This is a genomic window from Streptomyces sp. NBC_01474, from assembly GCF_035918215.1.
GTDB classification, from domain to species: Bacteria; Actinomycetota; Actinomycetes; order Streptomycetales; family Streptomycetaceae; genus Streptomyces; species Streptomyces aureus.
On sequence record NZ_CP109449.1, the window covers coordinates 7,673,838 to 7,685,710 of the forward strand.

9 protein-coding genes are annotated in these 11,873 nt (G+C 71.2%); 6 read left to right on the forward strand and 3 right to left on the reverse strand.

Annotation, left to right across the window (positions count from 1 at the left end; all coding sequences use genetic code 11):
* Nucleotides 1-376: 376 nt before the first annotated feature.
* Both OG758_RS34965 and OG758_RS34970 read right to left on the reverse strand, forming a co-directional pair.
* Nucleotides 377-1,303 carry a carbohydrate kinase family protein gene (locus tag OG758_RS34965; RefSeq protein ID WP_326713569.1) on the reverse strand — a complete coding sequence of 309 codons (927 nt, stop codon included), beginning with the start codon at nt 1,301-1,303 and terminating at the stop codon, nt 377-379.
* A gap of 84 nt (nt 1,304-1,387) precedes the next feature.
* Nucleotides 1,388-1,669, reverse strand: a complete 282-nt coding sequence (locus OG758_RS34970; protein WP_326713570.1) for a hypothetical protein — start codon at nt 1,667-1,669, stop codon at nt 1,388-1,390.
* Nucleotides 1,670-1,978: 309 nt separating this feature from the next.
* Here OG758_RS34970 and OG758_RS34975 point away from each other — a divergent pair, with 309 nt between their 5' ends.
* Nucleotides 1,979-2,404, forward strand: a complete 426-nt coding sequence (locus OG758_RS34975) for a Rieske (2Fe-2S) protein (RefSeq protein WP_326713571.1) — start codon at nt 1,979-1,981, stop codon at nt 2,402-2,404.
* Nucleotides 2,405-2,439: 35 nt separating this feature from the next.
* Here OG758_RS34975 and OG758_RS34980 read toward each other — a convergent pair whose 3' ends face one another.
* Entirely contained in the window at nt 2,440-3,390 is a 951-nt protein-coding gene (locus OG758_RS34980; RefSeq protein ID WP_326713572.1) for a hypothetical protein, read from the reverse strand.
* Between the two features lie 198 nt (nt 3,391-3,588).
* Here OG758_RS34980 and uvrC point away from each other — a divergent pair, with 198 nt between their 5' ends.
* From uvrC to OG758_RS35005, 5 genes are all read left to right on the forward strand, one after another.
* Nucleotides 3,589-5,628, forward strand: coding sequence for an excinuclease ABC subunit UvrC (uvrC, locus tag OG758_RS34985; RefSeq protein ID WP_326713573.1), 2,040 nt, complete (start codon nt 3,589-3,591; stop codon nt 5,626-5,628).
* On the forward strand, nt 5,625-6,620 hold the full coding sequence (gene rapZ / locus OG758_RS34990) for an RNase adapter RapZ (protein WP_326713574.1): 996 nt from the start codon (nt 5,625-5,627) through the stop codon (nt 6,618-6,620). Before uvrC ends, rapZ begins: the two co-directional genes overlap by 4 nt.
* Nucleotides 6,617-7,654 carry a gluconeogenesis factor YvcK family protein gene (locus OG758_RS34995; RefSeq protein WP_266565566.1) on the forward strand — a complete coding sequence of 346 codons (1,038 nt, stop codon included), beginning with the start codon at nt 6,617-6,619 and terminating at the stop codon, nt 7,652-7,654. The genes rapZ and OG758_RS34995 overlap by 4 nt, the downstream gene beginning before the upstream one ends.
* Nucleotides 7,645-8,634 (forward strand): DNA-binding protein WhiA, encoded by a 990-nt coding sequence (whiA, locus tag OG758_RS35000; protein WP_116502730.1) that lies wholly within the window; start codon nt 7,645-7,647, stop codon nt 8,632-8,634. The genes OG758_RS34995 and whiA overlap by 10 nt, the downstream gene beginning before the upstream one ends.
* A gap of 243 nt (nt 8,635-8,877) precedes the next feature.
* Nucleotides 8,878-11,838 (forward strand): M14 family metallopeptidase, encoded by a 2,961-nt coding sequence (locus OG758_RS35005; protein ID WP_326713575.1) that lies wholly within the window; start codon nt 8,878-8,880, stop codon nt 11,836-11,838.
* Nucleotides 11,839-11,873: the final 35 nt, after the last annotated feature.

The window sequence follows — 11,873 nt, forward strand, 5'->3', positions numbered from 1 at the left end:
GTCCTGGTCAACTGGATCGGCGACGTCATCGCGTACGCCGACGGCTACGAGCGGTACGCGCGCCCGCACCGCGTACCCCGAACGGGACCGCGTGGCCCACGAGCAGGTCTCCCGCCTCGGCACGGGGCATCGATCCACGACCCGCGCGTCGCCGCGCTCGTCGACGAACTGACCGTCACCGCGGGGGCGCCCGTCGCCGACCGGCTCGCCGCCGTCCCCTCCCTGCCCCGGCGTGGACGTCGTCGCGCACCCCGAGGCCGGCACACTCCGCCTGGCGTACGAGACGCCGGCCATGCCCGAGGCCGACGGTCAGCGCCTCGTGGTCAACGGGTGATCGGCGGAGCGGGCACGGCTGACCGGGGCAGGTGAACGGCCGTTACAGCGGCGGGAGTTCGGACGCGTACGGGGGCTCGGCGCCGGCCCGCGAGCAGGTGACCGCGGCGGCGCGTGCGGCGAACCGCAGCAGCCGGTGCCACGCGTCCTCGGCGAGGCCCGCCACCGCCTCCACGGACAGCGCGTCCCACGTGGCCAGACCGTGCAGCAGCGCCGCGTTCACGGTGTCGCCCGCGCCGATCGTGTCGACGAGGTCGACGCGCTCACCCGGTACGTCGTATCGCGCGCCGCCCCGCGTGAAGACCGTCAGGCCGTCGCCTCCCCGCGTGATCACGACGGCCACGGGACCCGAGGCAAGCCACTCCTGCGGGGTGCCGCCCAGCCACTGCGCGTCCTCCTCGGACAGCTTGAGCAGGCCGGTCGAGGGGAGCCAGCTCTTGAAACGCGCCCGGTACGCGTCCGGGTCGGGGATGAGGCCGGCCCGGATGTTCGGGTCGAGCGCGGTGAACACGCCCTGGCCCGAGGCCGACCGCATCAGCTCCTCGTACGCGCTCGCACCCGGCTCCAGGACCAGCGAGCACGTGCCGAACGACACCGCTCGCGTGCCCGGCGGAAGCCGGTCGGGCACCGAGAAGAGCCGGTCGGCCGTGCCCTCGACGTAGAACGAGTAACCGGCCGAGCCGTCCGCGGCGATCGACGCGAGGGCAAGCGTCGTCGGTTCGTCGCCCCGCTGGACGTACGACACGTCCACGCCTGCCCGCGTGAGCCCGCCGAGCAGCGCCTCGCCGAACGCGTCGCGGGAGACCCGTGAGCAGAAGGCCACGGGGGACCCGAGCCGGCCGACGGCCACCGCGGTGTTGAAGGGGCCGCCGCCGAGCCGGGGCGCGAGCACGGGCAGGTCGCCGCCGTCATCGGCGGCCCCGCCCTGCGGCACGAGGTCGATCAGGGCCTCTCCGGCGACGACTATCACGGGTGGTTCCTTTCGGGCTGAACTGTGGAGCGGTGCGGGAGTGCGGCCGTGCGATGGATCGGAGGTGCAGGGGCGAGGCACAGGCTAGAGGCTCGCGGGCTCGGGCACAGTGCCCCGGCCGGAAGCGGGCACGTCCGGGACCGACTCGGGCAGACCCTTCGCGTCGGGACGCAGCGTGGCCACGGAGACGGCGGTGAACGCGGCGACCGTCGCCGCCATGAGCAGATAGGTGGGCGCGAAGCCGACGCTGTCGTAGCCGATGCCGGCCAACGGGGAGCCCTGTGTCCGGCCGCTGAAGACGAAGGAAACGGCGGCACGTGAGACGCCGGCCAGTTCGGCCACGTCGCGGGCGGTGGGACGGTTCACGCGATGTTCTCTCCCGGGGCGGCGGATGACGTCTGACGTCCGTGCAGGATGCCGCAGAAGCGGGGACGTCCAGGATGGCCCGCGGAACAAGGACGGCCGGGATCGTGAAGAAGAAGGGCGGCCAGGATGCGCGGAAACAGGAGGGCCATGGTGCGGGAGAAGGGCGGCCCAGAAGCGTACGGGTGTGGCCGGCGCCGGGGTCCCACGAGGCGCCATCCACCTCACCGGTATCGTCGGATCTGTCACCGATGTGCGCCTTGGCGTGCAGTGGCCCATCGCGCCCCGCCCCGACCGACCCCTGGAGTCCCCATGCCCGGCACGTCGCCCGCCCGCCGAACCGTGCTGCGGGGTGCCGCCCTCGCCGGGACCGCGGGGCTCGGGATCGCCGCCTGCTCGCCGGGCGGGTCGGGGGGCCGCGCGGAGTCGGCGCCGAAGGCACCGGTCGACCTCGGCAAGGCCGACGAGGTGCCCGTGGGCGGCGTCAAGCTGTACCAGGACGAGAACGTGGTGGTCAGCCGTCCGTCGGCCGACGACTACACCGCGTTCAGCACCATCTGCACGCACGCGGGGTGCCCCATCAGCATGCTGGAGGGCACGGAGCTCACGTGCTCCTGCCACGGCAGCAAGTTCGACGCCACGAACGGAAAGGTGCTGCACGACCCGGCGACCCGGCCGCTGGCGAAGGTGCCGGTCGAGGTGAAGAACGGCAAGATCGTCGCGGGCCCGGCGGCCTGACCGGACCTGGACCCCGATCGGCCCCACCCCGTCGATCAGCCCTCCCAGTCCCAGCCGATCCCCAGGATCCCGGCCCGCACCTGTGGCTCCACCACGTGGACCGCGCGGTGGCTCGCGCTGAGCGGCAGGTCCTGGCGGCCGCCGCGCGGAGCCGCCGCCGAGTGCTGGGTGAAGCGGTGACAGCGCACGGGCAGGACGCCCTCGGTGAACCTGACCTGGAGCGCGTACTGCCCGCCCGCGAAGCCGAAGCCGCGCAGGTACTCCGACGAGGTGCCCGCCGTGCCGTCCTCGAAGCCGTAGCGGAAGAGGAACGTGTCGCCCGCCCGCAGCCGCGTGTCGAAGAGGAGCTCCGCCACGACGACGCCCGTTCCCCGGTGCCGCCGCACCCGCCCCGTGCGGCAGTTCTCCAGGGCGCGCACCGAGACGTGATCCGTGCTGCATCCAGGGTCTCCGTGGTGGACGGCCACGTAGCGGTCCACGCCGTCCTGGTGGGCGCGCACGATGTGCTGGGAGTCGAGGCCGAGGAGTTCGCGTCGCGCCCCGATCCGCACCCGCTCGTGATGGCCGACCGTGTGCAGGCCGCCGTCCGGGGACGAACCGAGCTCGGCGAGGAACTGTTCGAGGACGCCCGAGGCCTCGACGAGCGAGCGGTAGGAGCGGGTCGAGGGGCGTTGGCGGGCCGCGTGTTCCTCGTCCTTGGCGAGGAGCCGGATCAGGGACTCGTCGGGCAGGTCCAGGATCTCCTCCAGCGCGCGCACGGCACGTAGGGACTCGGTGCGCTGCGGGCGCCTGGCCCCCTGCTGCCAGTAGCTCAGACTGGTGACGCCGACCGTGACACCGTGGCGGGTCAGATGGTGCTGCACGCGGTGCAGCGGCAGCCCGCGCGCGGTGATCGCGGCCCGCAGGGCGACATGGAAGGGCCCCGCCCGCAGGGCCGTCTCCAGTGCGGGCGCGCCGGTGTCCGCGTGCTGTGTGCCGTACGACATCCAGGGCCCTCCCCCGTGCATCCTCACAACGTCCGTCCGGCCGGGGCGTGTGCGGCCCCAATTCATCCGGCATTGAAGCGTGTTGATCTGCACCGGACAAGACTCGATGCGCAACCGTCTGGTCAGGCGGGCGGCGGGAGCGCTCCGGGAAACGCGTGGGCAACCTCACTGTCGGTGGCCGCAAGTAGGGTGTCTGACATGGCCGACCCCTCCAGCTACCGCCCCCAGCCGGGACAGATCCCGGACTCCCCAGGGGTGTACAGATTCCGCGACGAGCACCGCCGGGTGATCTACGTCGGGAAGGCGAAAAGCCTGCGCCAGCGCCTGGCCAACTACTTCCAGGACCTGGCGCACCTGCATCCCCGCACCCGCACGATGGTCACCACGGCCGCGTCCGTGGAGTGGACCGTGGTGTCCACGGAGGTCGAGGCACTCCAGCTGGAGTACTCCTGGATCAAGGAGTACGACCCCCGGTTCAACGTCAAGTACCGCGACGACAAGAGCTATCCGTACCTCGCGGTGACGATGAACGAGGAGTTCCCGCGCGTGCAGGTCATGCGCGGCCAGAAGAAGAAGGGCGTGCGCTACTTCGGTCCCTATGGGCACGCCTGGGCCATCCGCGACACCGTCGACCTGCTGCTGCGCGTCTTCCCGGTCCGCACCTGCTCCGCCGGCGTCTTCAAGAACGCCGCCCGCACCGGCCGCCCCTGCCTCCTCGGCTACATCGGCAAGTGTTCGGCCCCGTGCGTAGGCCGCGTCTCGCCCGAGGAGCATCACGAACTGGCCGAGGACTTCTGCGACTTCATGACCGGCCGTACCGGCACGTACATCCGCCGTCTCGAGAAGGACATGACGGACGCCGCCGAGGAGATGGAGTACGAGCGCGCCGCGCGCCTGCGTGACGACATAGAGGCCCTGCGCAAGGCGATGGAGAAGAGCGCCGTCGTCCTTGCCGACGCCACGGACGCCGACCTGATCGCCCTCGCCGAGGACGAGCTGGAGGCCGCCGTGCAGATCTTCCATGTGCGGGGCGGGCGCGTGCGCGGCCAGCGCGGCTGGGTCACGGACAAGGTCGAGGCGGTCACCAGCGGTGACCTCGTCGAGCATGCGCTCCAGCAGCTGTACGGCGAGGAGCGCGGGGACGCCGTGCCCAAGGAGGTCCTCGTGCCCGCGCTGCCCGACCCTCTGGAACCCGTACAGGAATGGCTCACCACGCGCCGCGGGTCGAACGTGTCGCTGAGGATCCCGCAGCGCGGCGACAAGAAGGCGCTCATGGAGACGGTCCACAGGAACGCGCAGCAGGCGCTCGCGCTCCACAAGACCAGGCGCGCCTCCGACCTCACCACGCGCTCGCGCGCCCTCGAGGAGATCGCCGCGGCTCTCGAGCTGGACAGTGCCCCGCTGCGCATCGAGTGCTACGACATCTCCCACCTCCAGGGCGACGACGTCGTGGCCTCCATGGTCGTCTTCGAGGACGGCCTGGCCAGGAAGAGCGAGTACCGGCGCTTCCAGATCAAGGGCTTCGAGGGGCAGGACGACGTCCGCTCCATGCACGAGGTGATCACGCGCCGCTTCAAGCGCTACCTGGCGGCGCAGGAGAAGTCGGGGGAGTGGTCCGATGCCGAGCCGGCGGACGAGGACGGCCCGATCGAGTCCCGTCTCACCGAGGACGACGGCCGCCCCAAGCGGTTCGCGTACCCGCCCCAGCTGGTCGTGGTCGACGGCGGGCAGCCGCAGGTGGCTGCGGCCAAGCGGGCGCTCGACGAGCTGGGCATCGACGACATCGTGGTGTGCGGCCTGGCCAAGCGCCTCGAAGAGGTCTGGGTGCCCGACGAGGACGACCCGGTGATCCTGCCGCGCACCAGCGAAGGGCTCTACCTTCTGCAGCGCGTACGTGACGAGGCGCACCGCTTCGCGATCACGTACCAGCGCACCAAGCGGGCCAAGCGCTTCAAGGCCGGGCCGCTCGACGAGGTGCCCGGCCTCGGGGACACGCGCAAGCAGGCCCTGATCAAGCACTTCGGTTCGGTGAAGCGCCTGCGATCGGCCACAATCGATCAGATCTGCGAGGTTCCCGGCATAGGTCTCAAGACGGCAGAGACGATCGTGGCGGCCTTCGCACGCGCGGAACCCGCCGCACCGGCCGTGAACACGGCCACAGGAGAGATCATTGAAGACGAGGACCCCGCGGCCACGGCCGCGGCCACCTCGGAAGGACGACGGGGGCAGGAGCCATGAACGAGAACGAGCAGGGCGAACAGGCAGCACCACAGCCGGCCCCCGATGACCGGGCAGGCCAGGTTGCGGAGACAGACGGAGCACAGGTGAGTACGGGTACGACGAGCGAGACCGCCGGGGCGTCCGACGCGGCCATCCCCGAACTGGTGATCATCTCCGGGATGTCCGGCGCCGGGCGTTCCACGGCCGCCAAGTGTCTGGAGGACCTCGGCTGGTTCGTCGTCGACAACCTGCCGCCCGCGCTGATCCCCACGATGGTGGAGCTCGGCGCCCGCTCCCAGGGGAACGTCGCCCGGATCGCCGTCGTCGTCGACGTACGCGGCCGCCGGTTCTTCGACGACCTCCACCAGTCCCTCGCCGACCTGGAGTCCCGCCAGGTCACCCGGCGCATCGTGTTCCTGGAGTCCTCCGACGAGGCCCTGGTGCGCCGCTTCGAGTCGGTGCGCCGCCCGCACCCCCTCCAGGGTGACGGCCGCATCGTCGACGGCATCGCGGCCGAGCGCGAGCTCCTGCGCGAGCTGCGCGGCGACGCCGACCTGGTCATCGACACCTCCAGCCTGAACGTGCACGAACTGCGGGCCAAGATGGACGCCCAGTTCGCCGGTGACGAGGAGCCCGAGCTGCGGGCCACGGTCATGTCGTTCGGCTTCAAGTACGGCCTGCCCGTCGACGCCGACCTGGTCGTCGACATGCGCTTCCTGCCGAACCCGCACTGGGTCCCCGAGCTGCGCCCCTTCACCGGCCTGAACGAAGAGGTGGCGAGCTACGTCTTCGGTCAGCCCGGAGCCAAGGAGTTCCTCGACCGCTACACCGAGCTGCTCCAGCTCATCGCGGCCGGGTACCGCCGCGAGGGCAAGCGGTACGTGACGATCGCGGTCGGCTGCACCGGCGGCAAGCACCGCTCGGTGGCCATGTCGGAGAAGCTCGCCGCGCGCATCGCGGCGGAGGGCGTGGAGACCGTGGTCGTCCACCGGGACATGGGCCGCGAATGACCGGTCGCACACTCCGGCTCGGCAGCAGGCTCCGCCGGGTCACTCCTCCCACGGGCCGCCGGCGCGGCGCCCAGCCCAAGGTCGTCGCCCTCGGCGGCGGCATGGGCCTGTCCGCGTCCCTGGCGGCCCTGCGGCGCATCACCGGCGATCTCACCGCCGTGGTGACCGTCGCCGACGACGGCGGCTCCAGCGGCCGGCTCCGTGACGAGCTGGGCGTCCTGCCGCCCGGCGACCTGCGCAAGGCCCTCGCGGCCCTGTGCGGCGACGACGACTGGGGCCAGACCTGGGCCCGCGTCATCCAGCACCGCTTCCAGTCCCAGGGCGACCTTCACGAGCACGCCGTCGGCAATCTGCTGATCGTCGCCCTGTGGGAGCAGCTCGGGGACCATGTGCAGGCCCTCGACCTGGTCGGCAAGCTGCTCGGCGCGCAGGGGCGCGTCCTGCCCATGTCCGCGGTCCCGCTGGAGCTCCAGGCCCTGGTCAAGGGGCATGACCCGGCCCGCCCCGACGACGTCGACACGGTGCGCGGCCAGGCCACGGTGGCCCTCACGCCGGGCGAGGTGCAGTCCGTGCACCTCGTGCCGCACGACCCGCCGGCCGTCCCCGAGGCGGTCGCCGCGGTGCTCGACGCCGACTGGGTGGTGCTCGGCCCCGGCTCCTGGTTCTCCTCCGTCATCCCGCATCTGCTGGTCCCCGAGCTGCTCGACGCGCTGACGGTGACGAAGGCCCGCAGGGTCCTCTCGCTGAACCTCGCGCCGCAGCCCGGAGAAACCGAGGGGTTCTCACCGCAGCGTCATTTGGAGGTTTTGGGACGACACGCCCCTAAACTCGCCCTGGACGTGGTGCTGGCCGACGAGGCCGCCGTGCCTGATCGCGAGTCCCTGACCGACGCCGCCAAGGAGGGCTTCGGCGCTGCGGTCGAGCTGGCGCCTGTGGCCAGGCCCGACGGGACTCCGAGGCACGATCCGGAGCTGTTGGCCGCCGCGTACGACCGTATTTTTCGGATGCATGGAAGGATCGGCCCATGGCGATGACGGCAGCGGTGAAGGACGAGATCTCCCGGCTTCCCGTCACCCGGACCTGCTGCAGAAAGGCAGAGGTCTCGGCCATCCTGCGCTTCGCGGGCGGGCTCCACCTGGTGAGCGGCCGCATCGTGATCGAGGCGGAGCTGGACACCGCGATGGCGGCACGACGGCTGAAGCGGGACATCCTCGAGATCTTCGGGCACAGCTCGGAACTGATCGTGATGGCGCCCGGCGGGTTGCGCCGGGGCTCGCGCTTCGTCGTACGGGTCGTGGCCGGCGGTGACCAGCTGGCCCGCCAGACCGGTCTTGTCGACGGCCGCGGCCGCCCGATCCGGGGTCTCCCGCCGCAGGTGGTCTCGGGGGCCACCTGCGACGCCGAGGCGGCCTGGCGCGGTGCGTTCCTGGCGCACGGCTCGCTCACCGAGCCCGGCCGCTCCTCCTCCCTGGAGGTGACCTGCCCCGGCCCGGAGGCCGCGCTCGCCCTGGTCGGCGCCGCACGCCGGCTCCAGATCGCGGGCAAGGCCCGTGAGGTACGCGGGGTGGACCGGGTCGTCGTACGGGACGGGGACGCCATCGGCGCCCTGCTCACCCGCATGGGGGCGCACGAGTCGGTGCTCGCCTGGGAGGAGCGGCGGATGCGGCGCGAGGTCCGCGCCACCGCCAACCGCCTGGCCAACTTCGACGACGCGAACCTGCGCCGCTCGGCGCGCGCCGCCGTCGCCGCCGGGGCCCGCGTGCAGCGCGCCCTGGAGATCCTCGCCGACGAGGTGCCGGAGCACCTCGCGGCCGCCGGGCGGCTGCGCATGGAGCACAAGCAGGCCTCCCTGGAGGAGCTGGGCGCGCTCGCCGACCCGCCGCTGACGAAGGACGCCGTCGCGGGCCGCATCCGCCGGCTGCTCGCGATGGCCGACAAGCGGGCCCAGGACATGGGCATCCCGGGCACGGAGTCGAACATCACCGAGGAGATGGCCGACAATCTCGCCGGCTGACCCCGGAGCGGAATGACTCACGCCGGTGCCGGTGCCCCGCCGGGGCACGGGCACCGGCGTTTTCGCTGCGCATGGGGACCACGCGGGGTCTGACGAGACCTCTTTGACGCACCCTTGACTTGACCATGAACTGTCATGAGTCTGGCGTCTGTTCGCTTCTGCGGTACACCGCGACTTCTGCGGGACACCACAGCTTCTGCGGTACTCACCTGCTTCTGCGGTACACAACTGCAAGGGGGGCTCATGAGACGAAGAGCGAGATCGATCCTCGCCACCACGGCACTCATTCTGGGCGGACTGGGAGGCGCGGGACTGACGCCCGTCGCCCAGGCGCAGAGCGGCGGTGCACACCGGACGGACGCCGATCCGGTCAAGGTGTTCCGCGCCGAGGTCACGAAGGAGCAGGTACCCCTGCTCCTCGCGGCCGGGCAGGACGGGCACGAACTCGGGGAACAGGCCCCCGAGAAGGGGAAGGCCGAGGTCGAGGTCTACCTCACCGACAAGCAGGCGAAGCAGCTGGAGAAGAAGGGCGTCGAACTCACCGAGCACACGCTCTCCGCCAAGGCGCGAGCCCGTGTGGCGGCCGCGGGCGACGGTGTGTTCCGCCCCTACAGCGGCAAGGGCAATCTCCAGGAGGAGATCGTCCGGACGGGCCAGGCCCACCCCGGCCTCACCAAGGTCGTCTCCATCGGCAAGACGCTCCAGGGCAAGGACATCCTGGCGGTCAAGCTCACCAAGGGCGCCCGTACGACCAGGGACGGCTCGAAGCCGTCCGTGCTCTACATGTCCAACCAGCACGCCCGCGAGTGGATCACCCCCGAGATGACCCGCCGCCTGATGCACTACTACTTGGACAACTACTCCAAGGACAAGCGCATCAAGAAGATCGTCGACTCCACGGAGATGTGGTTCGTCCTGTCGGCGAACCCCGACGGGTACGACTGGACGTTCAACCCCGACGGCGACCGCCAGTGGCGCAAGAACATGCGGGACGTGAACGGCGACGGCGCGATCACCACGGGCGACGGCGTCGACCTCAACCGCAACTTCGCCTACAAGTGGGGCTACGACGACGAGGGTTCGTCCCCGAGCCCCGCCAGCGAGACCTACCGCGGCGCGAGCCCCGGCTCCGAACCCGAGACGAAGGCCCTCGACGCCTTCGAGAAGCGCATCGGCTTCCGGTACGCCATCAACTACCACTCCGCGGCCGAGCTGCTGCTCTACGGAGTGGGCTGGCAGGTGGCCACGCCGACGCCGGACGACGTGCTCTACAAGGCGCTCGCCGGGACCCCCGAGAACTCCGCGATCCCCGGCTACCACCCGCAGGTCTCCTCCGAGCTGTACACCACCAACGGCGAGGCGGACGGGCACGCGGGCAACGTCAACGGCACCGGGATGTTCACCCCGGAGATGAGCGAGTGCCAGACCGCGTCGGCCGTGGACCCGGACGACCAGTGGCGCCCCGAGGACTGCGAGTCGGTCTTCACCTTCCCGGACGACGAGAAGCTGATCCAGCAGGAGTTCGCCAAGAACATCCCGTTCGCGCTCTCCGTGGCCGAGACCGCGGCGCACCCGGATCGGCCGTCCTCCTCGGTCGGCCTCGACGCCCCCGACTTCACCCCGGCCGCCTTCAGCACCTCGTACGCGCGCGGCGCCGACCAGGAGGTCTCGGTGACCGTCCGCAAGTCGGTGCGCGACAAGGAGCTCAACTACCGTGTGGACGGCGGCCGTACGCACGACGAGGACCTGCACGCCTGGAAGGGCGGCGAGACCTACGGCGGCGACGACAACCTCCACTTCGACGCGTACCGCGCGAGGATCGAGGGCGCGGACCCGGGCGACAAGGTCGAGGTCTGGTTCACCGGACGCGGCAAGTCCGGGAAGCGCACCTCCAGCGAGCACTTCACGTACACCGTGGCCGAGCGGCCCGGGGCCGACACCCTCGTCGTCGCCGAGAACGACGCCACAGGCCAGCAGACCAAGGCCTACGTGGACGCGCTGAAGGCGAACGGCCGCACCCCGCTCGTGTGGAACGTCGCCACCCAGGGCGCCCCGGACGCACTCGCGGTGCTCGACCACTTCAGGACCGTCGTCCACTACACGGGCGCCGACCGTCCCGGCCTCACCACCCAACTCGCCCTGCGCGACTACCTCAACGAGGGCGGCAAGCTGATCGAGGCCGGTGAGCAGGCGGGCGGCTCCGTCGCCATCGGCGACACGACCACGAACGACTTCAGTCAGTACTACTTGGGCGCGTACTCACGTACGTCGACACCCGGCGCCACGAAGTTCGCCGGATCCGGCGTGCTCACCGGCGCGGCCGCGGGCCTCGGCGACGCTCCCGGCAACCCGCTGAACATCGCCGCGACCTACCAGGCCACCTCCGACGTGCTGTCCAAGGCCGACTACCCGCAGTTCACGAGCGCGGGCGCCGGTGCGTACGCGGGCACCCCCAACCCGTACAGCCCGTTCGAGGGCAGCTCCATGGCCGCCGCCGTGCACACGGACGACGGCTGGCAGCGCCTGACCCGCACCATCGATCTCACCGGGGTCTCCGCCGCCGACAAGCCGTCCCTGAAGTTCCAGCTCCTGTGGGACACCGAACCCGGCTACGACCACGCGGTGCTGGAGGCGCACACGGCGGGCGCCGAGGACTGGACGACGCTGCCCGAGGCCGGCGGCGCCACCACGAACGCCGTCCCCGCCGAGTGCGAGGCCGGATTCCTGATCAAGGAGCACCCGGCGCTCAAGCGCTATCTGACGCCCGGCAGTGCGGGCTGCACGGCCACCGGCACCTCCGGCTCCTGGAACAGCTTCACGGGCGCCTCGGACGGCTGGAAGCCGGTCACCTTCGACCTGAGCGCCTACGCGGGCAAGACGGTCGAGGTCTCGCTCAGCTACATCACCGACCCCGGCAGCGGCGGCCACGGCGTCCTCGCCGACAACGCGTCCGTCGTCATCGGCGGCGCCGCGAAGGAGACCGAGGGCTTCGAGTCGTCGTTCGGCGCCTGGACGGTCGCGGGCCCGCCCCCGGGCAGCCCCGTCGTCACCAAGAACTGGGCCCGTGCGGGTGAACTGTTCAAGACCTACGGAGCCGTCAGCACCAAGGACACCGTGCTCCTCGGATTCGGTCTCGAACACGTCGCCACGGCGGCCGAGCGGAGCGTGCTCGTGGGGAAGGCACTGGCCTCCCTGAAGAGCTGAAAACCACCAAGCCGAAAACCGGACAAAATACCCCG